General features: G+C 68.2%; 25 protein-coding genes, 1 tRNA gene and 1 pseudogene. 14 read left to right on the plus strand and 13 right to left on the minus strand.

Annotated features, from left to right (window positions below):
* Window positions 1-6: 6 nt before the first annotated feature.
* Complete coding sequence (locus ACJH71_RS04710; protein ID WP_052741218.1) at window positions 7-1,260, minus strand: ImmA/IrrE family metallo-endopeptidase; 1,254 nt, start codon at window positions 1,258-1,260, stop codon at window positions 7-9.
* Window positions 1,261-1,324: 64 nt separating this feature from the next.
* On the minus strand, window positions 1,325-2,026 hold the full coding sequence (locus ACJH71_RS04715; RefSeq protein ID WP_046284843.1) for a hypothetical protein: 702 nt from the start codon (window positions 2,024-2,026) through the stop codon (window positions 1,325-1,327).
* 171 nt (window positions 2,027-2,197) lie between these two features.
* On the opposite strand from ACJH71_RS04715, the gene ACJH71_RS04720 reads away from it, so the two are divergent.
* From ACJH71_RS04720 to ACJH71_RS04745, 6 genes are all read left to right on the plus strand, one after another.
* The gene (locus tag ACJH71_RS04720; RefSeq protein WP_406756864.1) at window positions 2,198-2,374 is read left to right on the plus strand and encodes a hypothetical protein; all 177 of its coding nucleotides are present in this window, start codon (window positions 2,198-2,200) and stop codon (window positions 2,372-2,374) included.
* A complete protein-coding gene (locus tag ACJH71_RS04725) occupies window positions 2,371-3,183 on the plus strand; it encodes a type II secretion system F family protein (protein ID WP_406756865.1) in 813 nt (270 codons plus the stop codon). The genes ACJH71_RS04720 and ACJH71_RS04725 overlap by 4 nt, the downstream gene beginning before the upstream one ends.
* Window positions 3,180-3,770 carry a type II secretion system F family protein gene (locus ACJH71_RS04730; protein WP_406756866.1) on the plus strand — a complete coding sequence of 197 codons (591 nt, stop codon included), beginning with the start codon at window positions 3,180-3,182 and terminating at the stop codon, window positions 3,768-3,770. Before ACJH71_RS04725 ends, ACJH71_RS04730 begins: the two co-directional genes overlap by 4 nt.
* Before the next feature lie 90 nt (window positions 3,771-3,860).
* The gene (locus ACJH71_RS04735) at window positions 3,861-4,052 is read left to right on the plus strand and encodes a DUF4244 domain-containing protein (protein WP_406756923.1); all 192 of its coding nucleotides are present in this window, start codon (window positions 3,861-3,863) and stop codon (window positions 4,050-4,052) included.
* Window positions 4,053-4,055: 3 nt separating this feature from the next.
* Window positions 4,056-4,406, plus strand: coding sequence for a TadE family type IV pilus minor pilin (locus ACJH71_RS04740; protein ID WP_406756867.1), 351 nt, complete (start codon window positions 4,056-4,058; stop codon window positions 4,404-4,406).
* A 16-nt stretch (window positions 4,407-4,422) separates the two neighbouring features.
* Window positions 4,423-4,740 carry an Rv3654c family TadE-like protein gene (locus ACJH71_RS04745; RefSeq protein WP_406756868.1) on the plus strand — a complete coding sequence of 106 codons (318 nt, stop codon included), beginning with the start codon at window positions 4,423-4,425 and terminating at the stop codon, window positions 4,738-4,740.
* On the opposite strand, the gene ACJH71_RS04750 is transcribed toward ACJH71_RS04745, so the two are convergent.
* Both ACJH71_RS04750 and ACJH71_RS04755 read right to left on the minus strand, forming a co-directional pair.
* Window positions 4,737-5,804, minus strand: a complete 1,068-nt coding sequence (locus ACJH71_RS04750; RefSeq protein ID WP_406756869.1) for a PAS domain-containing protein — start codon at window positions 5,802-5,804, stop codon at window positions 4,737-4,739. The genes ACJH71_RS04745 and ACJH71_RS04750 overlap by 4 nt on opposite strands.
* 298 nt (window positions 5,805-6,102) lie before the next feature.
* Window positions 6,103-8,466: a DEAD/DEAH box helicase gene (locus tag ACJH71_RS04755; protein WP_406756870.1), complete on the minus strand. Its 2,364-nt coding sequence runs from the start codon at window positions 8,464-8,466 to the stop codon at window positions 6,103-6,105.
* Between the two features lie 382 nt (window positions 8,467-8,848).
* On the opposite strand from ACJH71_RS04755, the gene ACJH71_RS04760 reads away from it, so the two are divergent.
* From ACJH71_RS04760 to topA, 3 genes are all read left to right on the plus strand, one after another.
* Window positions 8,849-9,052 carry a cold-shock protein gene (locus ACJH71_RS04760; protein WP_005138711.1) on the plus strand — a complete coding sequence of 68 codons (204 nt, stop codon included), beginning with the start codon at window positions 8,849-8,851 and terminating at the stop codon, window positions 9,050-9,052.
* Between the two features lie 126 nt (window positions 9,053-9,178).
* Window positions 9,179-9,790 carry a hypothetical protein gene (locus ACJH71_RS04765; RefSeq protein ID WP_406756871.1) on the plus strand — a complete coding sequence of 204 codons (612 nt, stop codon included), beginning with the start codon at window positions 9,179-9,181 and terminating at the stop codon, window positions 9,788-9,790.
* 116 nt (window positions 9,791-9,906) lie between these two features.
* A complete protein-coding gene (gene topA / locus ACJH71_RS04770; protein ID WP_406756872.1) occupies window positions 9,907-12,723 on the plus strand; it encodes a type I DNA topoisomerase in 2,817 nt (938 codons plus the stop codon).
* Window position 12,724: 1 nt separating this feature from the next.
* On the opposite strand, the gene ACJH71_RS04775 is transcribed toward topA, so the two are convergent.
* Window positions 12,725-14,368: an adenylate/guanylate cyclase domain-containing protein gene (locus ACJH71_RS04775; protein ID WP_406756924.1), complete on the minus strand. Its 1,644-nt coding sequence runs from the start codon at window positions 14,366-14,368 to the stop codon at window positions 12,725-12,727.
* 51 nt (window positions 14,369-14,419) lie between these two features.
* On the opposite strand from ACJH71_RS04775, the gene ACJH71_RS04780 reads away from it, so the two are divergent.
* Together ACJH71_RS04780 and ACJH71_RS04785 are read left to right on the plus strand one after the other, a co-directional pair.
* Complete coding sequence (locus ACJH71_RS04780) at window positions 14,420-15,646, plus strand: DNA polymerase III subunit delta' (RefSeq protein ID WP_406756873.1); 1,227 nt, start codon at window positions 14,420-14,422, stop codon at window positions 15,644-15,646.
* Between the two features lie 29 nt (window positions 15,647-15,675).
* A tRNA-Thr gene (locus ACJH71_RS04785) sits at window positions 15,676-15,751 on the plus strand.
* 24 nt (window positions 15,752-15,775) lie between these two features.
* Here the strand turns inward: ACJH71_RS04785 and ACJH71_RS04790 are convergent.
* Window positions 15,776-16,411: a maleylpyruvate isomerase family mycothiol-dependent enzyme gene (locus ACJH71_RS04790; RefSeq protein WP_406756874.1), complete on the minus strand. Its 636-nt coding sequence runs from the start codon at window positions 16,409-16,411 to the stop codon at window positions 15,776-15,778.
* Window positions 16,398-17,294 (minus strand): alpha/beta hydrolase, encoded by an 897-nt coding sequence (locus tag ACJH71_RS04795; protein WP_406756875.1) that lies wholly within the window; start codon window positions 17,292-17,294, stop codon window positions 16,398-16,400. The genes ACJH71_RS04790 and ACJH71_RS04795 overlap by 14 nt, the downstream gene beginning before the upstream one ends.
* A 74-nt stretch (window positions 17,295-17,368) precedes the next feature.
* On the opposite strand from ACJH71_RS04795, the gene ACJH71_RS04800 reads away from it, so the two are divergent.
* The gene (locus ACJH71_RS04800) at window positions 17,369-18,001 is read left to right on the plus strand and encodes a TetR/AcrR family transcriptional regulator (RefSeq protein ID WP_406756876.1); all 633 of its coding nucleotides are present in this window, start codon (window positions 17,369-17,371) and stop codon (window positions 17,999-18,001) included.
* A 136-nt stretch (window positions 18,002-18,137) separates the two neighbouring features.
* Window positions 18,138-18,908, plus strand: a pseudogene (locus tag ACJH71_RS04805) (class I SAM-dependent methyltransferase); the annotation flags it as partial.
* Window positions 18,909-18,916: 8 nt separating this feature from the next.
* Here the strand turns inward: ACJH71_RS04805 and epsC are convergent.
* Genes epsC through ACJH71_RS04825 form a run of 4 tightly spaced genes read right to left on the minus strand, consistent with a single transcriptional unit; the run spans window position 18,917 to window position 23,045 of the window.
* Window positions 18,917-19,504 carry a serine O-acetyltransferase EpsC gene (gene epsC, locus ACJH71_RS04810; RefSeq protein ID WP_046300258.1) on the minus strand — a complete coding sequence of 196 codons (588 nt, stop codon included), beginning with the start codon at window positions 19,502-19,504 and terminating at the stop codon, window positions 18,917-18,919.
* A gap of 8 nt (window positions 19,505-19,512) precedes the next feature.
* Complete coding sequence (gene cysK, locus ACJH71_RS04815; protein ID WP_406756877.1) at window positions 19,513-20,448, minus strand: cysteine synthase A; 936 nt, start codon at window positions 20,446-20,448, stop codon at window positions 19,513-19,515.
* Between the two features lie 34 nt (window positions 20,449-20,482).
* Window positions 20,483-22,135 carry a family 2A encapsulin nanocompartment cargo protein cysteine desulfurase gene (locus tag ACJH71_RS04820; RefSeq protein ID WP_406756878.1) on the minus strand — a complete coding sequence of 551 codons (1,653 nt, stop codon included), beginning with the start codon at window positions 22,133-22,135 and terminating at the stop codon, window positions 20,483-20,485.
* Window positions 22,122-23,045 (minus strand): family 2A encapsulin nanocompartment shell protein, encoded by a 924-nt coding sequence (locus tag ACJH71_RS04825; protein WP_220694953.1) that lies wholly within the window; start codon window positions 23,043-23,045, stop codon window positions 22,122-22,124. Before ACJH71_RS04825 ends, ACJH71_RS04820 begins: the two co-directional genes overlap by 14 nt.
* 287 nt (window positions 23,046-23,332) lie before the next feature.
* Here ACJH71_RS04825 and ACJH71_RS04830 point away from each other — a divergent pair, with 287 nt between their 5' ends.
* Window positions 23,333-24,628: a TQXA domain-containing protein gene (locus ACJH71_RS04830; RefSeq protein WP_406756879.1), complete on the plus strand. Its 1,296-nt coding sequence runs from the start codon at window positions 23,333-23,335 to the stop codon at window positions 24,626-24,628.
* On the opposite strand, the gene ACJH71_RS04835 is transcribed toward ACJH71_RS04830, so the two are convergent.
* Both ACJH71_RS04835 and ACJH71_RS04840 read right to left on the minus strand, forming a co-directional pair.
* Window positions 24,608-26,131 carry a sensor histidine kinase gene (locus tag ACJH71_RS04835; RefSeq protein ID WP_406756880.1) on the minus strand — a complete coding sequence of 508 codons (1,524 nt, stop codon included), beginning with the start codon at window positions 26,129-26,131 and terminating at the stop codon, window positions 24,608-24,610. The genes ACJH71_RS04830 and ACJH71_RS04835 overlap by 21 nt on opposite strands.
* Window positions 26,128-26,892, minus strand: a complete 765-nt coding sequence (locus ACJH71_RS04840) for a response regulator transcription factor (RefSeq protein WP_406756881.1) — start codon at window positions 26,890-26,892, stop codon at window positions 26,128-26,130. The genes ACJH71_RS04835 and ACJH71_RS04840 overlap by 4 nt, the downstream gene beginning before the upstream one ends.
* Window positions 26,893-26,914: the final 22 nt, after the last annotated feature.

Raw genomic sequence — 26,914 nt, forward strand, 5'->3', positions numbered from 1 at the left:
CGCCGTTCATGGAGTTTTACCGCGACGGAAATCGTCGAGGCGGACCACTTGATGCCGCTCTTCCGGGGCTGATCCGCTAGCACCGCGCATCCCGACGGCAGCCATCGGGCGCCTGTCAGATGCAGGTGAAGGCCGTTGCGTAGCCAGGAACCATTCGAGCAGATCCGATGGAAATATCATTGACTCGCGTGCGGCCAGCATCGGCACCGAGGCATCCCCGTAGCAGCGTTCCACCCACTTGCGCAGCAGCCTGGGCCGCTCGGGGTCACGTTCGTTCCATCCGGGTTCCGTCATACCCCAGGTATGCCCAGTCTCAGGATTGATCCGTGAATACAGTTGTGTGGTAAGCATTTTTGCGCGATCAGCGTCGATCAATCCCGAGTCACGCATGTGCATGATCAGCGAACCCAACGACAAGCCCCACTTGTCCTTGAGCGGTTTGAGGTTCAACAGTGACATCACCTGTGGCAACTCCGGCGCCAGCGCGGCGACGGGCGCCAACAACTCGGTGGCGAACCGGTTGGCCTCCAACTCCTCGCCCGAGTTCACCGAGCAGTGCCCACGGCTGTGCAACACCAAATGCCCCAACTCATGGGCAACGGTGAATCGGGTCCGTTCCCACGACTCGGATTCGCGCAACACTACGAGCGGGCGATCCCGGTGTCGTCCCACCCAACTCGAATAACCCAAGTGCTTCTCGTCACGCGCTCTCCCCGGTGTGGCCGCGAACTCGCTCTCCCACTCACCCGGAGTGCGCCGCCGGACGATCACCGGTGCACCCAATCGCTCAGTTTCATACATCAAATCATCCAGTGGCTCATGAGGTTCTAGCCCCATCGCCTCGCGCAGCCACCCTGCGGCCTGGACCGCGCTCGGCCGGTGATGATCCTTGCCGCAGATCGACGGGACCTTCACATGAGGCAATTTCGACCGCTCATCCAGGTCGCCGAGAAAATCGCCGGCGAGCGAAGCGAACGTCGCCAAGAAGTCCTGCTCGCCAACAGTCATCGACTTTGGCGCCCGGAAAAGCAACTCACCCGCCGATACGCGAGACTGCGGTTCCGAGCTGAAAAACCGTGCAGGAAAGCGGAACAACTCCGACAGCCCCGCAACCTCATCAACGGACAACATGATCGTCGAAGACTTCTCGATCTTCGTCTGGCGGGCATTGCTCCAGCCAACCAGGCCCACCACAGAAGTTGCCGTCATGCGCCGCAATAGCCGGGCCTGCCGGACCCGTGCACCAAAAACCTCGATCATCGTGCGCTCGATTCAACATCACCCGAGTGGGAGCCCCGCATGCACCCAGCAGTGTGCACGAGGGCTACGACGATTCCGGCGGCGCTTCGTTCAGTGTCTCCTCGGTGACGCCGTCGGCATCCGCGAAGTCCTCGTCCCGGCGCCGCTTTCCGGGCATTGCAACCTCGGTAGCCTGCGTGAACGGATCCATGGTGGGTGCCGTTTTCGCACGCTGCTCCATGATCGGTGGCGGCAGCGGAGTGCTGGCGTAGAGTACCTGAACCTTGTCGGTGAGTATGCCCGCAGCCAAGACCGCACCACCCAAGCCCAGATTGCCTGGCCACCACAGTACGTATTGCCGATACCCGGGAGGCTCCGGAATGCCATCCCCGCCGCCGATTGGGTACCCCAATTCCTCCTCGATACTCAGCTGATGCTCGCCGGGCACATACTCCACCGATTCGAGCAGGCTGCCGTCCCAGTTGCGTGGATGTTTGCGCACCCCGATACGAGACCCCTTCCCGTCGACCAGAACAATCCCAAACCCGTTGCCCTTGATCGCCTTCAAAGTCGAGTCCTCGGTCTGGCGACGCCACCTCGAGAACAGCAACGTCTCCAGCAGCGTGCATGACACGGTGATTCCTCGGGGATCGTTCCCCTGATCGACGTACCGGTCCGGAACCTCCGCCAACCTCGCACACAGATCGCCATGCGTTTCGCCCAACACGAGAGCATGCTGCTCGACGAACTTCTCCACCAGCAGTTGTGGATTGTCGTGTAGGTCCATGGGGTGAATTTTTACCCCGGTATCCCACATCGGCCGGCGCGCCACGCCGTGCAAACTTGGAAAATGTTTGGCCAACCATACCTAAGAGGATACATGTATACGATGATTAATGTGCAGGTAAACACGCTGATTGACCAATAGAACGTGTTAAACCTCTGATAAGTTCGCCAGGTGCTGGTGCACGTGGCGCGGGATCGCGATGGCAGGCGGCGACTGACCGACATCTCGATGCTGCGCCGCGCCGCCGGCGGGCAGGTGCAGGCCGCGCCGGTATGGCAGGCCGGGCGTGGTCTGGTCGACCACGCCGTCGAATTCCGCGGCATGCTGCGCGATCGGATGCCCGCGTGAGCGGCCCCGCGGCCGCAGCGCTGGCCTTGGCCGCGGCGACGCTGCTCGGTGTTTCACCGCGCGGCCGCATCGCACCGATCGTTCGCCGCCCCGGCGCTCCGATCGTCGGCCGGGCCGGCCGGTGGAGCCTGATCGGCGCGGCGGCCGGAGCCGCTGCGCTGGCCGCACTGGCACTGCCGCCGAGCACGTGGCTGGCCGGGGTCGTGTTGGCGGCCACTGTCGCAGTGCGCCACCGTCGCGGTCTGCGCCGCCGTCGGGCCGGCGCGGAATCGCGCGCCTTGGAAACCGCCCTGGATGTCTTGACCGCGGAGCTGCGGGTGGGAGCACATCCGGTGCGCGCGTTCGCCGTTGCGGCGGCAGAATCCGACCACCCCGCGGTGGCCGCCGGCCTGGGCGGCGTCGCCGCCAGGGCCCGCCTGGGCGCCGACGTGGCGACCGGCCTGCGTGATGCAGCCGGATCCTCGGCGCTGCCCTCGCAGTGGGAGCGGCTTGCCGCCTACTGGGAGCTCGGGGGACAGCACGGCTTGGCGATCGCCACCCTGATGCAGGCCGCGCAACGCGATATCACCGCCCGGCACAGGTTCACGGCGCGCGCCGAAGCCGGTATGGCCGGCGCCCGCGCCTCGGCAACGCTCTTGGCCTGTCTGCCGTTGCTCGGTGTGTTGCTGGGGCAGTTGATCGGCGCGCGGCCGTTCGGCTTTCTACTTGGCGGAACGGGTGGGGTGCTGTCCCTGATCGGGGTGAGCCTGGTCTGCGCCGGGCTGCTGTGGTCCGACCGGATCACCACGCGGGCAGGTGGTGTCACATGACTGCCGCCGCGATGTTGCTGGCTGTGGCGGTGCTCGCCGCCGCCGGACCGGCGACGGTGCGGACCCGCGCCGGGCTGCCCCGGCCAGTCAGTCCGCCGCCCGGTCGGCCCGTCGCGGGCGGGGACGCGCTGGCGCTGGCCGCCGACCTGGATGTGTTCGCGCTCTGCCTGACTGCGGGGATGTCCGTCTCCGGTGCGGCCGTGGCCACCGCCCGGCACGCGCCGCCGCCACTGGCGGGGGCATTGAGCCGGGGCGCCGACCTGCTGGCGCTGGGGGCCGAACCGGCCATTGCCTGGTCGGCGCCGAAGGGCCCGGCTGCCGGGGCACTCGACCCGACCACCACCGCGGTATTGCGTCTGGCTCGAAGGTCGGGGTCATCCGGCGCTGCGCTGGCCGCCGGGCTCGGCGAACTTGCCGCGCAGTCCCGTGACGAGGCCGCGCACACGGCCACGGCCGCTGCCGAGCGGGCCGGGGTGCTGATCGCCGGGCCGCTCGGGCTGTGCTTTCTGCCCGCATTCGTGTGTCTGGGCATCGTGCCGGTGGTGGCCGGGTTGGCCGGCGACGTGCTGCGGTCGGGGCTGCTGTGATCGCCGAGCTTCGCGGACAGGCCGCGAAGGCCGAAGAGGGTTACCGATGAGGGAGGCTTTATGAGAACGCGGGTATTTCAGGCGCGCAACATGTTTCGTGTCATCTCGCTGAAGATGGTGCTGCTGGCATCCGATGATTCCGGGATGTCCACGGTGGAATATGCCATCGGGACGATAGCTGCTGCGGCCTTCGGCGCGATCCTCTACACCGTGGTCACCGGTGATTCGATCGTGTCGGCACTGAACCGCGTCATCGGACGCGCGTTGAACACCAAGGTCTGACGGGTGGCGACCGGCCGTGCGCCACTTGCCGAGGATGCCGGCGCCAGCACGGTCGAGGCGGCGTTCGCGCTGGCGGCCCTGGTCTCGGTGCTGGTGCTGTGCCTGGCCGGGATCGCCGCGGTGTCCGCCCAGATCCGCTGCGTCGACGCCGCCCGGGAAGCGGCCCGGCTTGCGGCGCGCGGAGACGCTTCCGCGGTCACCGCGGTGGTGCGGCGAATCGCACCCGACGGTGCGACGGTCCGGTTGCGCTCCGAGGGCGACCTGGTGGTTGCCCGCGTCACCGCTCGGCCGGTTCTGTTGCCCGGCATGGCGATCACCGCCGAGGCGGTCTCGGCAGCCGAGCCGCCGCGGTGAATCGGGCGGGGCCACCGTGGCGGCCGCCGCGATGATCGCGGTGCTGCTGAGCGTCACCGGCGGCGGCTTCATCCTCGGCGCCGCGGTCATTGCCCGGCATCGCGCGCAGGCCATTGCCGACCTGGCAGCTCTGGCCGGTGCGGCCCGGATTCCCGCCGGGCCCGCGACGGCCTGCGCGCACGCCACCATGCTGGGCTCGCGGATGCATGCCGCTGAAATCACCTGCGCGGTCGACGGACTCGATGTGGTGATCGCGGTCGCGATGCCAGTGCCAGGCTGGGGGCTCGGCCCAGCCCGGGCGGCGGCTCGCGCCGGGCCGATCGCGACGGCCTAGGGAGCCTCGAGCGCCTGTTCCAAACCGGCTTGATCAGAATCGGTGGGGCCCAACCCCGCCTCGGCGAGTTCGGCATCGGTGGGCAGGCGCAGCGCGATCAGTCCGGCGACGGTGCCCTCGTCGAGATCCACCCGGTTGACCGTCACGTGCACCGGCGCCCAACCGCCGTCCGCCTGGCGCAGTCGCAGCACTCCGCTTGCCGGGGCCTGGGAACGGGCCAGGTCGCTTTCCATGCGGGCGATCTGCACCTGGTCGTCGGGATGGGCCCGCGAGACGTCCGCCGGACCGCGCCAGTCGTAGTACGGGCACGGGTCGTCGAGCCACTTCAACAGCCGTCGGGTGGCCAGATCGACCAGGGCCCGGTGCACGCCCGGCTGGGCCAACGCGTGCAGGATCTGCTGCGCCAGGAAGTCGGGGCGCTGCACTGCGCCGTCGAACTGGCCGCGCCAGTTCATCCCCCGTGTCACCAGATGCTCACGCCCGCCGGGGACGGCCTCGCGGGCGGTGCGGACCACGAAGCCCACCCGAATGTTCTCACCATTGAAATCGGTGACATCCCAACTGCTGCAGATGGTCTGGCCGGGTTCTGCCCGGATCGCCAGCGCCAGCACCTTGTTCTCGTTGGGGCTGAACTCGCGGGCGGGCAACTCTTCGACGAACGCCCGTCCGTGGGTGGCCTCCACCTCCGGGTCTTTGCCGCTGTTGATCAGCGACTCTCGGGTGTCGGTGGCCACTCCCTGGGTCAGGTCCCATTTCAGCGGTCCCGGGATGGGGCGCTCGGACGGCTCCATGTCGGCCGGCCCGGTCCAGACGTGCACTCCGTGCAGCCGGCCGTCGGACATCACCACGGGTTCGGTGCGGATCACCCGATCGCGGCGGGGTGTGATGCTGGCCAGCGGCTGCCCGGTCCGCACCGATTCGGCGATCGCGGTTTGAATCGCCGCGAGGTGTGGGCTGCGTCGCAGGAACTGGGTGAGCGGCACCAGGTTCTTCAGCTGACGGCCTTGGGCGACGACTACCGGTTCACCCCCGAGGGTCTCCACCAGCAACCAGTCGTGCGCCATAATCCACCGATATTACGGCCACCGCGCTTCTACCAGCGTCAACAGCGAATTATTTCCCGGATCCGACGAGCGCTTCTCCCAGGCCGGCGCCCTGCCAAGTTGCGGAGGATCCGGTGCAGCCGGTAACTTACGGCCGCATCCGATCATGTATCGGGTTGGGAACGGATCGCATCTCTCGACCGTTCGTCTTACTGGTCCCGCGCGCCTTTTCGCGTGGTGACGCCCGTCACTGCGACGCAGTTACCGGGGTAAGGGCTCGGGGGAGTCGGCCGTTCGGGGGGTCGGCCGACTCCCGCAGTCATTCCGCACTGATGCGCCAGCCGTCGAGCTTGCCCAGCACCAATCGCAGCACGCGCACCGCGCCTTCCTTGTCCAACGGGTCATTGCCGTTGCCGCACTTGGGTGATTGCACGCACGACGGACAGCCGTGCGGGCATTCGCAGGATTCGATCGCCTCCGCGGTGGCGGTCAGCCAGGTGGCCGCCGCGCGGAATCCCCGCTCGGCGAAGCCGGCACCGCCAGGGTGGCCGTCATAGACGAAGACGCTGGGCAAGGCGCCCAGCGCTTCGGGACCCACCGCGGTGGACAGCCCGCCGATGTCGCCGCGATCGCAGCTGGCCACCAGCGGCAGCAGCCCGATCGCCGCATGTTCGGCGGCGTGTAGCGCCCCCGGGATCGCAGGTTCGGCGACTCCGCAGGCGGCCAGCGCGTCGGCGGTGATGGTGTAGACCACGGCCATGGTGGGCAACGTCGCCGGCGGCACGTCCAGGTCGATGAAGTCCAGCACCTCCCCGGTCGGCAGCCGTCGCAGGTAGCCGACGATCTGGCGGGTCACCGTGACCGGCACCAGGCCCAGGCTGACCGGGCCGAACCAGGCACGCTCACCGTCCCCCGTCACGTCGATGTCGGTGATCTCGCGCGCGAACGTGGCGTAGCCGGGATCCTCGGCGTGCACAAACGCGATCTGGCGCTCGGTGTCCAGCGAGTCGACCACATAACTCTCGCCCTGATGCAAATACACCGCGCCGGTGTGCACCGTGGCCGGCGCCCGCCCGGCGTCGACGCTGCCCAGCAGTCGGCCGGTGTCGGCCTCCACGATCACCACCTGCCCGCCGGCCGAACCGCGGATCTCTACCGTCGCGTGCGGTTCCAGTCCGGGCGCCGGGAAATATCGGTCGGACCGCCGTCGCAACAATCCATCGTCGACAAGGGTGTCGGCCACCTGCTCGGCGCCCAGTTGCGCCACCTCGGCGGCGGTCAGCGGCAGTTCGGCGGCCGCGCACAGCAGCTGCGGTCCCAGTACGTAGGGGTTGGCCGGGTCGATCACCACCTGCTCGATCGGCTTGTCCAGCAGCGCCGCGGGGTGGTGCACCAGATAGGTGTCCAGCGGGTCGTCGCGGGCTACCAGCACGATCAGCGCCGTCTGCCCCCGTCGTCCCGACCGGCCGGCCTGCTGCCAGAACGAGGTCACGGTGCCGGGGAAGCCGGCCATCACCACCGCGTCCAGCCCGGCGATGTCCACCCCGAGTTCCAGTGCGTTCGTGGTGGCCAGGCCATACAACTGGCCGTCGGCCAGCGCGCGTTCCAGGGCGCGACGATCCTCGGCCAGGTATCCGGCCCGGTAGGAGGCCACCTTCTCGACCAGGGCCGGGGCAACCGATTCCAGCCGGGTGCGGGCCGCCAGCGCGGTGAGCTCCGCTCCTCGGCGCGAGCGCACGAAGGTCAGGGTGCGTGCGCCCTCGGCGATCAGATCGGCCATCACGCGGGCCGCCTCGGTGCCGGCGGCGCGACGCACCGGTGCGCCGTTCTCCCCGGTCAGGTCGGTGCGCAGCGCCGGCTCCCACAGGGCCACCGTTCGGGCCCCGTGCGGTGAGCCGTCCTCGGTGACCTCCGCGACGGGTTGTCCGATCAGTGCCGACGCGCTGGCTCCCGGCGATGCGGTGGTGGCACTGGCGAAGATCACGGTGGGACCGGCAGGTGCCCCCGGTGCCGAGTAGCGCGCACACAGTCGCAGCAGCCGTCGCAGCACCATCGCCACGTGCGAACCGAAGATCCCCCGGTAGTAGTGGCATTCGTCGACGATCACGAAGCGCAGCCCGCGCAGGAAGGCCGCCCAGCGGGCGTGGTTACGCAGTAGTGACAGATGGATCATGTCCGGGTTGGAGAACACCCAGCGGGATCGTTCCCGGGCGAACCGGCGGATCTCGGCGGCGCTGTCGCCGTCATAGGCGGTGGGGGCCACCGCTCCGGTTGCGCCACCGAGTCGCGGAACCGCCGTGCTCAGCGTGTGCGCTGCGCGCAGCTGATCGTGCCCCAGTGCCTTCGTGGGCGACAGATACAGCACCCGGGCGCGGGGATCGGTTGCCAGCGCCTGCAGCACCGGCAGCTGATAGGCCAGCGATTTCCCCGACGCCGTACCGGTGCTGATCACCACGTGACTCCCGGCGTGCGCCAGTTCGGCGGCGGCCAGCTGATGCGACCACGGCGCCTCGATCCCGCGTTCGGTGAAGGCAGTGATCACGTCGGGCTCGGCCCAGTCCGGCCAGGCGCTGGTGCGGCCCGCTGACGCCGGCAGATCGGCGACGTGACGCAGCGGGTCTTCACCGGACTCGACCCCGGCGAGCGCGGCGGCCAGCAATTCACCACCGAAACTCGCCGTCATTGGCCCCGTCCTCAATTGCCTGGTTTATGCGGCGGTCCCAGCTTCGCCTCTCCTACGTCGAGTCTCGCTGAACCGCCGGCCTCGAATGCCCGCCGCCGTATTGTTCACCCTGCCTCAAACCTTCGACAGGTCATTTAGGCACCGCAGTCTGTCCTAAGGGCCACGAACATGGTTGACTGATGGGCGGTCGTAGCTTCTGTGTTCGTGTTAAGCCTTCGCAGGATCTGTGGTTGCGGCCGCAGTGCCCGCGAGGGAGTGTCGGTGTCCGCACCGGCCGACCGCCAGGGTACGGCGGTCGGAACAGGCCCGGGGCAGCGAAATGCGGTGCCCCGAACAACGGTGCGTACCGCACCGGGCAAGAAGAGTAAGGAAAGATCGACAAATGCCACAGGGAACTGTGAAGTGGTTCAACGCGGAAAAGGGCTTCGGCTTCATCGCACCAGAGGACGGCTCGGCAGACGTGTTTGTCCACTACACGGAGATCCAGGGAAGCGGCTTTCGCACCCTTGAGGAAAACCAGCGGGTGGAGTTCGAGGTCGGGCAGAGCCCCAAGGGCCCCCAGGCCACGGGCGTCCGCGCCGTCTGAGCCACGGAATTTGACGTCACCCCCCGGGCAGCTCCCGCCAACGGAGCTAAGCCGGGGGGTTTCGTTTCGGGCGGGTAAGACCTCCCCGGATGCCGCCGGACGGTGGACCGGCTTACTGTCGGTGACGTGAGCCAGCTTTCCTTCTTTTCGGCAGAGTCGGTGCCGCCCAGCGTCGCCGACCTCACCGGGGTGCTGGCTGGCCCGGGGCAGATCGTCGTGGCGGGCGATGGAGCGCGACTGTCGGTCGTGGTCGACGCCCAGTGGCGAGCTGTGGCGCTGGCCGAGCTGATCGGCCAGGCCGGTCTGTTGTCCGAGGTCACCCGCACCGAGGAGGACACCCCGCTGGTGCGGACCGCGGTCGACACACGCTTGCGTGTGCTGGCCCAGGCGTGGACCCGCGGTGCGGTCAAGACCGTCCCGCCGCAATGGCTGCCGGGTCCGCGTGAACTGCGGGCGTGGACGCTGGCGGCCGGCTCCGCCGAAGGCGACCGATACCTGCTCGGGCTCGACCCGCACGCGCCGGACACCTTCGAGCCGCTGGCTTCGGCCATGATGCGGGTGGGCATCGCGCCCACCCTGATCGGCACCCGCGGGGGTCATCCGGCGTTGCGGATCACCGGCCGCCGTAGGTTGTCGCGGCTGGTAGAAAACGTCGGGGAATCACCCGCGGACCCCGAGGCGTTGAGCCAATGGCCGCGTGTCGGAGCCACGATCCCGGGCTATGCGGACGGGTTTTGAGAGAATGCACTGCTGAACGCCGGTTTGCATCGGCGCGGTCGTGAGTGCGAGATTGTCAGGTGTCCACTGGCGGCGTGACGCGGCGGTGCGGACAGAAGTGGAGTGGTAAGCGCAAGGTGGCTGACTCTGAAACGGTGAGCGCCCGCAATGGCGATAAGACACCCGTGCGGCGGCTCGTCATTGTCGAGTCGCCCACCAAGGCACGGAAAATTGCGGGTTACCTGGGCCGTAACTACGTTGTCGAGTCCTCCCGAGGGCACATCCGGGACCTGCCGCGCAACGCCGCCGACGTGCCGGCGAAGTACAAGACCGAAGCGTGGGCGCGCCTGGGCGTCAACGTCGACGCCGACTTCGAACCGCTCTACATCGTCAGCCCCGACAAGAAGAGCACCGTTGCCGAGCTCAAGGGCCTGCTCAAGGACGTCGACGAGCTCTATCTGGCCACCGATGGTGACCGGGAGGGCGAGGCGATCGCCTGGCACCTGCTGGAGACCCTGAAGCCGCGCATCCCGGTCAAACGGATGGTGTTCCACGAGATCACCGAACCGGCGATCCGCAACGCCGCCGAGAACCCCCGTGACCTGGACATCGACCTGGTGGACGCGCAGGAGACCCGGCGCGTCCTGGACCGGTTGTACGGCTACGAGGTCAGCCCCGTGCTGTGGAAGAAGGTCGCGCCGAAGCTCTCGGCGGGCCGCGTCCAATCGGTCGCCACCCGCATCATCGTGCAGCGTGAACGCGAACGGATGGCGTTCCGCAGTGCCTCCTATTGGGACGTGGTCGCCCAACTGGACGCCAGTGTCTCCGACCCGACGGCGTCCCCGCCCAACTTCACCGCCCGGCTGGTCGCCGTCGACGAACTGCGGGTGGCCAGCGGACGCGACTTCGACTCGCTGGGGGCACTGAAGAAGCCCGCCGAGGTCCGAGTGCTCGACGAAGCCGCGGCCACCGCCCTGGCGGCAGGGCTGCAGGGCGCGTCGTTGTCGGTGACGTCCGCGGAGGAGAAGCCGTACACCCGGCGGCCCTACGCACCCTTCATGACCTCGACGTTGCAGCAGGAAGCCGGCCGCAAGCTGCGGTTCTCCGCCGAGCGGACGATGAGTATCGCCCAGCGGCTCTACGAGAACGGCTACATCACCTACATGCGTACCGACTCGACGACGCTGTCGCAGTCGGCCATTGATGCTGCACGGAACCAGGCCCGCCAGCTCTACGGCGAGGAGTACGTCTCGCCGTCGCCGCGGCAGTACACCCGCAAGGTCAAGAACGCCCAGGAAGCCCACGAGGCGATCCGGCCCGCCGGCGAGACGTTCGCGACCCCCGACGCGGTGCGCAACGAGCTGGGCAGCGACGAGTTCCGGCTTTACGAGCTGATCTGGCAGCGCACCGTCGCCTCGCAGATGGCTGACGCCCGCGGCACCACGCTCAGTCTGCGGATCGGGGGGCAGTCCGGCAGCGAGCAGGTGACGTTCGCCGCCAGCGGCCGCACCATCACGTTCCCCGGCTTCCTCAAGGCCTACGTGGAGACCGTCGACGAGTTGGCCGGCGGCGAAGCCGACGATGCCGAGCGCCGGCTGCCGCAGCTGACCCAGGGCCAGCGAGTGGACGCCAGCGAGGCGAACCCGGATGGCCACGCCACCAACCCGCCCGCGCGCTACACCGAGGCCTCGCTGGTCAAGGCGCTCGAAGAGTTGGGCATCGGACGGCCCTCGACGTACTCCTCGATCATCAAGACCATCCAGGACCGCGGCTACGTCTACAAGAAGGGCAGCGCCCTGGTCCCGACCTGGGTGGCGTTCGCCGTGATAGGCCTGCTCGAGCAGCACTTCGGCCGCCTGGTCGACTACGACTTCACCGCGGCGATGGAAGACGAGCTTGACGGGATCGCCGCCGGGCGCCAGCGTCGCACGGACTGGCTGCACAACTTCTACTTCGGCGGCGACTACGGGGTGGAGGGCTCGATCTCTCGGGCCGGCGGCCTGAAGAAGCTGGTCGGGGTGAACCTGGAGGGCATCGACGCCCGCGAGATCAACTCGATCAAGCTGTTCGACGACGCCGAGGGACGACCGGTCTACGTGCGGGTGGGCAAGAACGGGCCCTACCTGGAGCGCATGGTCACCGGTGACGACGGCGAGCCGACCCCGCAGCGGGCCAACCTGGATGACTCGCTGCCGCCGGATGAGCTGACTCTGGCGTTGGCCGAGGAACGCTTCGCCACCCCGCAGGAGGGCCGACCGCTCGGTGTCGACCCGGCCACCGGGCACGAGATCGTCGCCAAGGACGGCCGCTACGGCCCGTATGTCACCGAAGTTCTGCCGCCGCCGCCCGACGACGAGTCCGGCAGCACCGCCAAGAAGGGCAAGAAGCCGGTCGGCCCCAAGCCCCGCACCGGTTCGTTGCTGCGCAGCATGAGCCTGGAAACCGTGACACTCGACGACGCCCTGAAGCTGTTGTCGTTGCCGCGGGTGGTCGGCGTCGACCCCGAGTCCGGCGATGAGATCACCGCTCAGAACGGCCGCTACGGGCCATACCTGAAGCGCGGCACCGATTCTCGGTCGCTGGCCACCGAAGAGCAGATCTTCGAGATCTCCCTCGAAGAGGCGCTGAAGATCTACGCCGAGCCGAAACGCCGTGGCCGCCAAGCAGCTGCGACTGCGGCGCTGCGGGAGCTGGGTGCTGACCCGGCGAGCGGCAAGCCCATGGTGATCAAGGACGGCCGGTTCGGTCCGTACGTGACCGACGGTGAGACCAACGCCAGCCTGCGCAAGGGCGACGAGGTGGCCACGATCACCGATGAGCGTGCCGCCGAGCTGCTCGCCGACCGGCGGGCGCGGGGACCGGCGAAGAAGGCTGCCAAGAAGACCGCCCGCAAGGCGCCCGCGAAAAAGGCACCGGCAAAGAAGGCAGCCGCGAAGAAGGCTTCGAAGAGCTGAGTCAGTCCGCGGCGGCTGCGGTCTCGGCGCCCTCGGCCGGGATCACTTCCAGCGCTGCGAGATTCAGGGGCCGCGCCAGCTGAGTGGGAGCGGCGCGCCCGCGCAGCTCGACGATCTCGCCGACTTCCCAGCACAGCGCCTCGGCGTCGACCGCGCCGCTGACCGCGACCGCCGAAGCCAGCACGTGGCCGTCCTCCAGCTTGGCCAGCTCGGTCAGCCGGGCGGCCTCGTTGACCGGGTCGCCGATCACGGTGTACTCGAAACGGGCCCGGGCGCCGATGTGGCCGGCGATGGCCCGCCCGGCCGACACCCCGATGCCGAACTCTTCGGAACCGAGCACCGGAAGCAGGCCGTCATGCAGTTCGCGGGCCGCCGCCAAGGCCGCGCTCGAGGCGTCCGGGTGCTCGATGGGCGCACCGAAGATGGCCAGCGCCGCGTCACCCTGGAATTTGTTGACGAAACCGCCGTGGCGTCCGACGGCCTCGACCACGACCCGGAAGAACTCGTTGAGCAGGTTGACGACCTCGCTGGGCGGCCGTGTCGCGGCCAGTTGGGTGGAACCCACCAAGTCGATGAAGAGCACCGCCACGTCGCGCTCCTGGCCGCCCAGCTCGGTGCCGCGCTCCAGTGCACGCCGGGCTACGTCCTCGCCGACGTAGCGGCCGAACAGGTCGCGCAACCGCTGCCGCTCGGCCAGGTCACGCACCATGTCGTTGAACCCGGCCTGAAGCAGGCCGAGCTCACTGGCGTCGTAGATCTGCATGTGCGCGTTGTAGTTACCGCGCTGCACCTCGCCCAACGCCCAGCGCAACTGGCGCAGCGGGTCGGCGATCGACATCGACACCAGCACGGTGCCGGCCAGCCCGATGACCAGTGCGGCCAGCGCCATCAGCAGGATCGGGGTGAACAGCTTGTCCGGTGAGGCGTTGAGCAACGACGCCTTGCCGGCCAGCACCGACAGCACGATCGCCAGCACCGGCACCCCGGTCGACAGCAGCCAGGTCAGCAGCTGGCGCAGGATCACTCCGGGCGCCCGCAGCTTCTCGGGGGTGCCGTCGCGCAGGGCCGCAACGGCGACCGGCCGCAGCACGCGCTCGGACTGCAGGTAGCCGATGATCGCGGTGGCGGCGGCACCCAGGGCGGTGGCGGTGACCACGACCGGCACCACGTCGTGCACCACCTGCCAGCTGATGACGACGAACACCACCCCGCCGACCGTCCAGTAACAGATGCTGATCAGGGAGCGGTAGAACGGCATCCGCAGCGCCCGGGACCGGGCCAGCTCGGTATCGGCGGGATCGGAGTCGCCGTTGGTCTCGAGATCGGCGAGCAGCGCCTCCCGGCGCTGCCAGCGGAACACCGGCATCAGCAAGGCGGTGCTGATCGAGAACCCGAGGCCGAACAGGCACAGCAGCACGATCGCGAAGAGCGCCAGGTTCAGCCGCGGCAGGTCCTGCAGGTTGATCCGGTCTTCCTCGGGCAGGCCGAAGCGCAGGAAACCGAACACGAACAGCGAACCGATGATGTCGGCCTGCAGCATGCTCAGTGTGAAAACCGGCCAGGGTGTGCGCACGACCCAGCGGACGAATCGGTTGATCCGCCCGACCAGGGTCGTGGTGCTCACCAGCACACCGTATCGGGCCAGCCGACAAAGCCCGAGTCCGAATGTCCGGTCAAGCCACTACTGTGACCGATGATGTCCGGGGTTTTCGCGCGTTTGGTGGGCCAGCAGTCGGTCGAAGCCGACCTGCTGGCTGCCGCGCGGGCATCGCGACGTGATTCAGCACACAGTGGCACGACCGCCGGCGGTATGACCCACGCCTGGCTGATCACCGGCCCGCCCGGTTCGGGCCGGTCGATCGCGGCGGTGTGTTTCGCCGCGGCGCTGCAGTGCACCGCCGACGAATCCGACGGCGGGCCCGGCTGCGGACAGTGCCGGGCCTGCACCACGACGATGGCCGGCACCCACGCCGACGTGCGGCGGGTGGTGCCGGAGGGACTGTCCATCGGCGTCGACGAGATGCGGGCGATCGTGCAGGCCGCCTCCCGCCGGCCCGGCACCGGCCGCTGGCAGATCGTGGTGGTCGAGGACGCCGACCGGCTCACCGAGGGCGCGGGCAACGCCCTGCTGAAGGTCGTCGAGGAGCCGCCGCCTTCGACGGTGTTCCTGCTGTGCGCCCCCTCGATCGACCCCGAGGACATCGCGATCACGCTGCGGTCCCGGTGCCGCCACGTGGCGTTGGTGACGCCGCCGCCGGCGGCCATCGCCCAGGTGCTGATCGAGGCCGACGGGCTCGACCGCGAGACGGCGGACTGGGCGGCCGCGGTCAGCGGCGGCCACGTGGGACGGGCCCGGCGGCTGGCCACCGATTCCGAGGCCCGCCAGCGCCGCCAGCGCGCGCTGTCACTGGCGCGCGACGCGGCGACCCCGTCGCGGGCGTTCACCGCGGTCGACGAATTGGTGGCCGCGGCGGAGTCCGAGGCCCGGGATCTGACCGCCGAACGCGCCGAGGTCGAAACCGAGGAACTGCGCACCGCGCTGGGGGCCGGCGGCACCGGCAAGGGCACCGCCGGAACACTGCGCGGCACCGCCGGGGTGATCAAGGACCTGGAGCGCCGGCAGAAGTCCCGTCAGACCCGGGCCTCGCGCGATGCGCTGGACCGGGCCCTGATCGATCTGGCCACCTACTTCCGCGACGCCCTGCTGGCCGCCACGGCCTCGGCCGGCGTCGCCCGGCCCAACCACCCGGACATGACCGATGCGGTCGCGGCGATCGCTGCCCACGCGTCGCCGGATCGGCTGTTGCGCTGCATCGAGGCGGTGCTCGAATGCCGCGACGCCCTGGCGGCCAACGTCAAGCCCCGCTTTGCCGTGGGAGCCATGGTGGCCACCGTGGGGCAGGCACTGCGAGACGACCTGTAGACTGACCCGGCCCGGTTTAGGCGGGGCGCGCCACCTTAGCTCAGTCGGTAGAGCAATTCACTCGTAATGAATAGGTCAGGAGTTCGATTCTCCTAGGTGGCTCCATTCTTCTTCCAGTTCCGGCCGTCGTCAGCCGGCCAATCGATCCCGCAGCACATCGACTCCGTCCCCGTGGAGATGCTGAAGCGCCCACGGGCGGCCCGCGAGTACCGAGGCCAGGTGTGCGGCGTTCCCGGCGACGGTGGGCCCGTCGCCGTGCCTCCAGTCCAGGTCTTCGGCCCGCAGTGACAGTCCCCGGGCCCACGCCCGTGAAGGGATGAACGGATTCGGTAGGTGCACCTGGGTGTCGAGCACCGCGGCCAGTTGCACCGGCCCGACGGTGGAGTCCAGTCCCAGCGCGAACCGGATGTCCAACTCGTGGATCACGTGATCGCCCAGCAGCAGCCTTCTGGGGAAGATCCTGCCCAAGCCGCGCGGGGCTGACATCCCGATGGCAAAGTCCTCGAGCAGCTCCGCCGGTGACCGACGTTGGGCAAGTCGTTGCGCAAGAACCGCATTGGCCCGGTCGAACGAGCCGCCACGGCGCAACATCGACACCGCCATTTGGGTGCCCGAGGCGCGATAGCCCAGTGCCAGATGCGCCAACACATCGTGGTTCCTCCAGTGCGTACACAGACTCGGCTGCGCCCACTGTGCCGGTGTCCATTCCCCGGCTGCCGCGAGAAAGCCGATGTCGTTCTGGTACAGCAACTTACGCGATTGCATGGAAGCACTCCCGCAAGAAGTCGGTCTGATCGATCAGAAGTCTGTCCAGCAGGGGAGGGTGGTAGACCTCGAAGTGATCACTGTCGTAGTGGCGGGCCTGTCCGCGCGGGGCGCGCTCTGCCACGGTGACGGCGTGACGCGGGTCCATCAGGTTGTCACGCTCGCAGATGCACACCAGCAACGGTGCCGCAATCTCACGGGCCGATCGCAGGGCACTGCTGAACGCGATACCGAGTACATCCGAGGCGCCGACCCGGTTGTCGAATGACCCGCCTGGCGACACGACGCCGTTCCAGCCCTGCAAGGACCCGGCGGCGGTCACCGCGGCGGTGCTCCCCGGCGGGCCCACGATGGGCACGTAATGCGGTGTGGCATCGACCAGTCGCCGCGCCGCATCCGCGAGCATCGCCGGCCCGAGTCGCAGCGCTGCCCCGAGCCCAAACCTTTGCAGCGTCGCCGGTCCGTCGACGATGGGGCATTGCACCACGACCGCGGCCAGATCGGCCCGCCCGACCGCGACTTTGAGCACGTGCATCGCGCCCAGGCTGGTGCCCCACAATGCGATCCGGGCGGAGTCCAATTCGGTACGGCTCCGCGCGAAGTCGATCGCCGCGCGGATGTCCTGACGGTGGCGGCTCAGGCTGAGACGCTGCCGAGGTAACCCGCCGGATCCACCGGTGTGGCGGTAGTCGAACGCGAGCGTCGCGATACCGGCCCCGGCGAAGTGCTGCTCGTACTGACCGAGGGACATCGTGTGATTGGCGCCGAACCCGTGCGCGAGTACTACCACCGGGTGTGGGCCGGGCCCGTCGGGCAGTGTGAGCCAGGCCGCGCAGTGAGTTCCTTCCGAGTCGAATCCGATGCTGACAGTGGTGCACGACATGTCGCCTCCTTTTATACGTACGCTGTACGTGTTGTATATTGCGTACACCGTACGTGTCAAGAGGGGAGGTGGCGATGCGAGCCCGATTCACGCTGGCTCAAGTTCAGGCGGCCGCGCTGCGCATCGTCGACGGCGAAGGCTTGTCCGGCCTGAGCATGCGGTCGCTGGCGACAGCGTTGGGCACCGGCCCGATGACGCTCTACAACTACGTGCCCAACCGTGAAGGCCTAGAGGATCTGGTTGCCGAGGCGGTCATCGCCGGCGTCGAGATTCCGGTGGCGAGCGACGATTGGGTCGACGATGTGCGGTCAATCGCCACGGCGCTGTGGCGGGCAGTTCGCAGTCACCCCAACGCGATACCGCTGGTCCTCACCCGCCGCACGATGTCGCCGTCGAGTTATTCCGCGGCTGACTGTCTGATCGAGGCGCTGAGTCGTGGCGGGTTGTCCGAGGATCGGTTGCTTGTCGCATTTCGGGCGGTGCTGAGCCTGGTGATGGGCAGTGCGCAGGTCGAGCTGGCCGGTCCGGCAGCCGGCGGCGATCGCGATCAACGGCAGCGCGAGGTCGCCGGGCGGATCGGTGAGCTGGCCGGCGACGAGCATCGCCACATCGCCGCGCTGAGCAGAGTCAGTCAACGCACGACGGCGACCGCCGACTTCGCCGGCGCCTTGGAGCTCCTGCTGGCCGGAATCCAAACGCGCGCCTGAGCCATTATTGATAATGATTGTCAATAAGGGTCAAATCGCGCTACGCTGAGACCGCGCAACGCGGCCCTGGTTCACACGGCTGTAGACGTGCGGACACCACGACGCGAAGTGAGCGATTTCCTTGTACGCCAATCCCAAGCCCGCAGTGTCGTCACTGTTTCGCTACGTCGAGACCCTGCACGCCGACCGAGCATGGGGTGCCATGTTGGATTCCGGCGCTGGAGTGAAGTCCCTGCAGTGGATCCAGGCGCTGTCGACCGACCGTTGGACGGCGATCACCGCGGCGCCCGGCATGGCCGACGCGGTACGTGCGGCACTCGGCGACGGAATCCGGTCACAAGACCGGCTGTTGGTCGGTAACTGGATCGATGACGGCCTGCTCGCCGGCGAAACCTTCGACACCGTGCTGGTCGACTATCTCGTCGGCGCGATCGAGGGCTTTGCCCCGTACTGGCAGGATCAGGTGTTCGCCCGATTGCGTCCCCTGGTCGCCGACAATGGCCGGCTCTATGTCATCGGGCTGGAACCCTACGTTCAGTACAAGCCCAAGACCGAAAGCGGCCGCATCATTTGGGAAATCGGCCGGGTCCGCGACGCGTGCCTGTTGCTGGCCGGCGAGCGGCCCTACCGTGAGTACCCCCTCGAATGGATGCTGCGCCAGCTCGAACGGGCCGGGTTCCGGGTCGTGGAGAGTCGACGTTTTCCGATCCGATACGGGTCCCGTCATGTCAACGGCCAGCTTGATATGTGCCGCAGGCGACTTGAACGCTTCAATTCCTCTGCAGTCGGCAGCGCGATGCTCCAGTATGTCGAAGAGCTACGGCTTCGAGCGCTGATCGTCCTCGCGCGCGACGGTGGCCTGCGGCACGGTCACGACTACGTGATCGCCGCGGAACCGCTGCCCTGAACGTGGCTTTAGATGTACATCGCCGGGTCGATGTAACTGGTCGGGTCCACCAGCGGCTCCCGCTGTTTCTCGGTGCGATGGCGCACCGCAGCCGGGATTCCGGTGGCGATGCAATCCTCCGGGACATCCTGGGTGACAACGGCATTGGCGCCGATCGCACTGCCGTCTCCGACGGTGATAGGACCGAGGACCTTCGCGCCGGCGCCCACGGTGACACCGTTGCCGATGGTCGGGTGGCGCTTGCCGTGGCTCAGCGAACGTCCGCCGAGGGTGACGCCGTGGTAGACCATGACGTCATCGCCGATCTCGGTGGTCTCGCCGATCACCACGCCCATGCCGTGGTCGATGAAGAACCGCCGCCCGATGGTCGCGCCCGGGTGGATCTCGATGCCGGTGGCGAATCGGGTGGCCTGAGCCAGCAGGCGGGCTACCCCGCGCAGTGCCGGCCTGGCCCACAGCCGGTGCGCGATTCGATACGACCAGATCGCGTGCAGACCCGAATAGACCAGCGCGTTCTCGAAGTCCCCGCGCGCGGCCGGGTCATGCTCGCGCGCGTTGCGCAGGTCCTCGCGCAGCCGCGCCAACACACCACTCATAGGTGTGATCATTCCCGAATGTGTTCGAACAGCGGCGTGGAGATGTAGCGCTCGCCGAAGTCGGGGACCACCACCACGATCAGCTTCCCGGCGTTCTCGGGGCGTTTGGCCAGCTCGAGGGCGGCCCACACGTTGGCACCGGCCGAGATTCCGCCGAGGATCCCCTCCTCGGTGCCCAGCGCGCGAGCCACCCGGATGGCGTCGTCGAACTGCGCGTCGATGATCTCGTCGTAACAGTCGCGGTCGAGCACCTCGGGGACGAAGTTCGCGCCCAGGCCCTGGATCTTGTGCGGACCGGGGTCGGCGCCGTGCAGGATCGCGGAGTCCTTGGGTTCCACGCCGACGATCTGGACCTCGGGCTTGTGGGCCCGCAGGGTGTGCGAGACGCCGGTCAGCGTGCCACCGGTACCGATGCCGGCGACGAAGATGTCGACCGCGCCGTCGGTGTCCTTCCAGATCTCTTCGCCGGTCGTCCGTTCGTGGATGGCCGGGTTGGCCGGGTTGGCGAATTGGTCTGCGGACAGGGCGTTATGGGTGTCGGTGACGATCTGCTTGGCCTTGGCCACCGCACCGGCCATGCCCTCCGAGCCGGGAGTCAGCACGATCTCGGCGCCGTAGGCGCGCAGCATCACCCGGCGCTCGGTGGACATGGTGTCCGGCATGGTCAGGATCACCTTGTAGCCGCGGGCGGCGCCGACCATCGCCAGGGCGATGCCGGTGTTGCCGCTGGTGGCCTCGACGATGGTGCCCCCGGGGCGTAGCTGGCCGGATTGCTCGGCGGCGTCGATGATCGCGACGCCGATGCGGTCCTTGACGCTGTTGGCGGGGTTGTAGAACTCCAGTTTGGCCGCCACCTGGGCGCCCAGGCCCTCCGTCAGCCGGTTGAGTCGCACCAGCGGGGTATGACCGATCAACTCGGTGACGTTGTCGTAGATCCTGCCCATCAAATGCCCTTTCCTGCCAAGGCCGCCATAGGTGCTAGGCGCTCCCTTCGGCGATACGCCGTACGGCCTTGATGAAGACGTCGATCTCTTCGAAAGTGTTGTAGAACGCGAACGACGGTCGCACGGTGGCCTCCAGGCCGTAGCGGCGCAGGATCGGCTGCGCGCAGTGGTGACCGGCGCGCACCGCGATGCCTTCGGAGTTGAGCGCCTTGCCCACTTCCGCCGGGTCGTGGCCGGCCAGCACGAACGACAACACGCTGGCCTTCTCGTCGGCGGTACCGACGAGCCGCACCCCGGGGATATCGGCCAGGCGTGGGGTGGCGTACTCCAGCAGGGCGTGCTCGTAGGCGGCGATGCGTTCGATGCCCACCCGCTCCACATAACGCAGGGCTTCGCCCAGGCCGACCGCGTCGGCGATGTTTCCAGTGCCCGCCTCGAATTTGTTGGGCGGTTCTTGATAGATAGAGCGTTCCAGGGTGACGTCGGCGATCATGTTGCCTCCACCCTGCCACGGCGGCGTCTCGGCCAGCGCCTCGGCGGTGCCGTAGAGCGCTCCGATACCGGTGGGACCGAAGATCTTGTGTCCGGAGAACGCGAAGAAGTCCGCGCCCAGTGATTGCACATCGATGGGAATGTGCGGGATCGACTGCGCCCCGTCGATCAGCACCCGCGCGCCGTAGCGGTGTCCGAGTTCGACGATGTCGTGCACCGGGGTGACGGTGCCCAGCGCGTTGGAGACATGCGTGGCGGCAACCAGTTTGGTCCGTGGGCCCAGCAGGTCCTCGAATTCGCCCAGCAGCAGGTTGCCTGCGTCGTCCACCGGGGCCACCTTCAGAATCGCCCCGGTCTGCTTCGAGATCAATTGCCACGGAACGATATTCGCGTGGTGCTCCAGATGGGTGATGACGATCTCATCGCCGGGGCCCAGATTCTTGCCGCCCCAGGCATAGGCAACCAGGTTGATCGCCTCGGTGGTGCCGCGCACGAAGACGATGTCCTCGCTGCGCACTGCCCCCAGGAACCGCCGCACGGTGTCGCGGGCGTCCTCGTAGGCGTCGGTGGCGCGGGCCGCGAGTTCGTGTGCGGCCCGATGGATGTTGGAGTTCTCGTGGGCGTAGAAGTACGACAGCCGGTCGATCACGGCCTGCGGCTTCTGTGTGGTGGCGGCGTTGTCGAACCAGATCAACGGCTTGCCGTTGACCGTCTCGCGCAGAATCGGGAAGTCGGCCCGCACCGCGTTGACGTCGAAGACCTCATGCGAGTCCGGCACCGTCGGAGCCGGTTCGGCGGCCGGCACGGAGGGGGACAAGAAGGCGTAGTTCGCCTCGTCGCCGCCCGCGGCCGGCGCGGGCGTGTCGTGCCAGTTCAGCTGGGGAACCGCGGGGGCGCCCCCGGGCCAGCCGGGGGCCGATCCGCGCGGCGCGACCGGGACAGCCCCGGCCGGGAAGCCGGCCAGCACCCCGGGCACGGTCGGCACGATGCCGCTCGGCACCGCGAACGCCGACAGGTCGGCCAACCCGGGCGGCAGCAGCCCGGACGGGTCGGGCACACCGCCCCGCGGTGCCACCGCGGTGGTCTGCGGCGGTGAGTCCGGGCCGGGCCGGGCGGCATACAGCTGATTGGCCAGTACCTCCAGCTCAGCGGCGCTGACCGGTGGGTTTACCGGCCCGCGATCACTTGTACTCATGGAAACGGTCCACCGAGACGTCGTCGAGCACAGCGAGTGCATCGTCGGTGAGCACGGCCAGCGAGTTGTACAGCGTGACCAGGTAGGAGGCGATCGCCGACCGGTTGATGCCGGTGAACCGGACCGACAGGCCCGGGGCCTGCTCGCCGACCAGGCCGGGCTGGAACAACCCGACGACGCCCTGGCGCTCCTCGCCGGTGCGCACCAGCAGGATCTTGGTCTTGGAGTCCTCCACCGGCACCTTGTCGCTGGGCACGATCGGAATGCCGCGCCAGGTGATGAACTGGGCACCGAACAGGTTCACCACCACGGGCGGCACTCCGCGGCGGGTGGCTTCGCGGCCGAAGGCGGCCACACCGAGCGGGTGGGTCAGGAAGAACCCGGGGGTCTTCCACACCTTGGTGATCAGCGAGTCCAGGTCGTCGGGGGTGGGCGGGCCGGTCAGGGTGGAGATGGTCTGCTCCGGGGTGACCTGGGCCAGCAGGCCGTACTCCGGGTTGTTAACCAGCTCGAACTCCTGGCGTTCCTTGATGGTCTCGATCGTCAGGCGCAGCTGCTGAGCGACCTGGTCGTGCGGGCTGGAGTACAGGTCGGAGACCCGGGTGTGCACATCAAGCAGCGTGGAGATCGAGCGCAGGGTGTACTCGCGCGGGCTGGTCTCGTAGTCCACGAACGTCTGCGGCAGCGGTTCGGTCGAACCGGCGCCCTGCTCGGCTGCGATGGCGACCTGGCCGGGGTTGACCACCCGGTTGACCCGGTAGATACCGGCTTCGACCGGGACCCAGTTCAACAGGTGCAGCAACCAGCGCGGCGTGATGGTGGCCAGTTGCGGGACAGTCTTGGTCGCGTTGGCGAGTTGCCGTGCGGCGAGGTCCCCGAGCGCCTGAGATTCGTTCTGAGCGGACGTCATTGCTTTCCTCCTGATGAGTGACGGCGCCAATCATGGACCATGGTCCGGGTTTGCCCACCAGTTGCGCTCAGGGCGAATTGAATCCCTCGCAGTTCGCGCCGCTGCGGTACATGTCGTAGGGTATGTGTATGTCGAACATCACGCTGCCACAGCCGCACGCTTTGTGCCGCCTCGCCGCGTGTTGTTGTTGTTGATTCTCTGACGCCCTGATTCCTTAGCGTCGCAGCCCGCCCCTTTTCTCGGCGAGATGCTGCCGTGCGCGCTTCAGACCAGAAAGTCGACTCGGCATGACCGTTTCAACCTCCCTTTTTCCCGTTCTGGACACCGAGCCCGCGGTGACCGTCCGCCGCAGGGTGCAACCCCGCCCGGCCGTCGATATCGACCGAATGACCCGCTATCACGGCGGCACGTATTCGCACACCGTCGACCGGATCGTGTTTACCGACGGGACGAGCGCGCGCACCGATCTGATTCGGCTGAACCCCGGCATCGCGGCCTATTCGCTGGACTTTCACGGAATCGCCCCGACCCGCCCGTCGGCCTACCGGATCGATACCTGGTCGGCGGTTCCGAATCTGCGCTCCGGGGACCGGGACCCCCGCGAAGTTCAGGTCGATTGGATCCTGCGCAACTCGGTTCCGCGGCTGACCACCGTCGAGTTGAGTCGACGGCTGCGGGAGGCCGGCCACCGGCTGGGCCGCGGCAACATCACCGAGCACGAGGCGATAGCCGGCACCCAGGCCGCGATCTGGCGGCTGACCAACGGCTTGAAGCTGGACACCCGTGCCCGCACCGAGCCGGTGCGGGTGTTGCGCGACGCCGACAGGGTGACCGTCGAGTTCGAAGAGGCCCTCGAGTTGGGCGGCTACACCCTGGAACTGGTCGCCTCGGAGCCGGTGACGGTGACCCTGCACAAGTCCGACGACGGCCGTAGCTGGCGAGAGGTGCCCTCGTCGCGGCTGGCCGCCCCGGCCGCCGGCGCTCATCGCAAGGCGCTCGGCGTGGGTGCCACCGTCGGGGGCCACCGGTTCTACCGCCTGTCGGTGGCCGGGCCCGGGACGTCGGCCACCCTCGGCGACGTCGACTTCTGGCTCAACGGCACCAGCACCTATCGCAACGCCGACCGCATCGTGGCCCTCTACCGGTATCTGCTGGCCGGGGCGGCCCGGGCGCGCACCACCGCACCCGGATTGAACGTCTCCTCTGCCACCCTGTCCGACGGTCTGGTGGGGCCGCTGCGCCTGTCCGTCGCCGACTCTGCCGCCCTGAGCGCCGAGGGTGCGGTGCTGCTGGACGCCGACGGCAACGAGTTGACCGGCCCGGTGGAGCCGGGCAGCGTTTTCTACCTGCGCCCGCGCCCGGGTGCGGTGTCGGCGCGGGTACGCGTCACGGTGCCCGGTACCGACGACGGCTACGGCGGCCGGGTCCTCACTGGCATTGCCGGAGAACAGGACTCGCAGATGTTCACCCCGGTGGCGCTGGCGGTTCCGGCCGCGCTGGTCGTCGACTTCGACCTGACCTGGTCCCAACGGGCCTTGCCGCACCGGTCGCGACGGCCGCGGTCAGCGGCCCGATCCGCCTAGCGGCGGATCCACCAGCGGCAGTCGCACCCGAAACACCGTCCAGCCGTCGGTCGACTCCACACCCACCGAGCCACGGTGGGCGTCGACGATCGAGGAGACGATCGCCAGACCCAGCCCGGTGCTGCCCAATTCGCCGGAGCGGGCCTTGTCCGCCCGGACGAACCGCTCGAAAAGGTGCGGTACCAGGTCGGCGTCGATACCGGGCCCGTCGTTGGCCACCGTCAACTCCGCGGCAGGCCCACCGACTCCGCCGTGGTCCGCGGTGATGGCCGTCGTTACCGTTACCCCGGGTGGTGTGTGCACCCAGGCGTTCTTCAACAGGTTGGTGACGACTTGGTGCAGCCGCGCGCGATCGCCGCGAACCCATACCGGGGTCTCGGGCAGGTCGTTGATCCAGTGGTGGTTCGGTGCGGCGGCGGCCGCGTCGTTGACCGCGTCGAGCACCAGATCGGCCAGGTCGACATCTTCGAGCTGCAGGTCCTGGCCTTCGCCGAGCCGTGACAGCAACAACAGCTCCTCCACCAGCGAGGCCATCCGCTGCGCCTCGGACTCGATGCGGGCCAGGGCGTACTCGGTGGTCGGCGGCAGGGCCGCGCTGTCCTGCCGAGTCAGTTCGGCGTAGCCCTGGATCGCCGCGAGCGGTGTCCGCAGTTCGTGGCTGGCGTCGGTGATGAACTGCCGCATGCGCCGGTCCGCATCACTGCGATAGGCCAGGGCGCTGTCGACGTTGTCCAGCAAGCGATTCAGGGCGCCGGCGACGATTCCTACCTCGTTGTTCGGGTCGACGTCGCCGGAGGCCACCCTGATGGTGATGCGCTCGTCACCCTCGGCCAGTGGCATCGCCGCAACCGAGGCGGCAGTCGCCGCGACCCGGCGCAGCGGCCGCAACGCGTAGCTGACCACCGTGATGGTCAACCCTGCGGTGACCAACAGTGCCAAGGTGTAAAGCGCTGAGGCAGCGGCCATTCGGCGATCGACGGTACGGTTTGCCAGGTGCATCGATCCGCCGATGAACAACAGGTCGTCGTCGTCGACCGCGCGGGTGCTCACCCGATAGGAGCCCAGACTGCCCAGCTCCACCGTCTGCGGCGGACCACTCGTCCAGTGCCGCTCGGCAATCGTGGCCACCACGTCGGCGGGCGCCGGATACGGATCGCGCTTGGTGAACACCACCGCCCCGATCACCACGCCGTCGCGCAGCACCGCGAGCACGTTGCCCGGGGTCTGATCGCTGAAACCGAGCATGGCCGCACCGATGTTCGACTGGCCGTCGGGTCCCACCACGTTGTCGACGTGGCGATAGTCGGCGAAATAGTGGCCGAAGGCGTTGAGCGACTCGTAGAGATCGGCGTCGATCGTGGCGGTGACATAGGTGCGCAGGCTCAACACCGACACCGCGCCCACCGCCACGAACACCACCGTGACGACCGCCGACACCCCCAACACCAACTGACGGCGTAAGCCACGCGGACGCCAGCGGGGTGGGCTCGGAGCGGCGGTCATTCCGGCGGCTTGCACATGTACCCCACACCGCGCACGGTGTGGATCATCGGCGCCCGGTCGGCGTCGACCTTCTTACGCAGGTAGGAGATGTAGAGGTCGACGATGCTGGTGCGGCCGGCGAAGTCGTAGTTCCAGACCCGGTCCAAGATCTCCGCACGACCCAACGCCCGCCCCTGGTTGCGCATCAGGAAACGCAGCAGTTCGAACTCGGTCGTGGTCAACGCCACCGCGGTGCCGCCGCGGGTGACCTGACGGCTTGCGCCGTCCAACGTCAGATCGCCGACGGTGAGGACTTCGTTCACCGGTGGTGTCTGCTGGCCGGACCGGCGCAGTAACCCGCGCAGGCGGGCCACCAACTCCTCCAGGCTGAACGGCTTGGTCATGTAATCGTCGGCGCCCGAGGTCAGTCCGGTCACTCGGTCGGTCACCGAGTCGCGGGCGGTGAGAAACAGTGTCGGCGTGTAGGGGTCGGATTCGCGAACCCGCTGCAGAATCTGCAGCCCGTCGATATCGGGCAGCATGATGTCCAGAACCAGCAGATCGGGAGCACCGCCGTGGAACTTGGCGACGGCATCGCGTCCGTTATGGGCGACGTCGACCACCCAGCCCTCGTAATGCAGGGCCATCGTCACCAGGTTGGTCAGGGCCGGCTCGTCGTCAACCAGCAGTACCCGAATCGGTGATCCGTCGTGTCGATAGATCCGCGGAAGCTGCCCGAGGATCGCCTTGCGCGGAGGCTGACCGTCCGTGTTACCCGCCATCGGTCGCCATTTTCCACCGATT

This window comes from Mycobacterium sp. SMC-15 (genome assembly GCF_045310925.1).
Lineage (GTDB): Bacteria > Actinomycetota > Actinomycetes > Mycobacteriales > Mycobacteriaceae > Mycobacterium.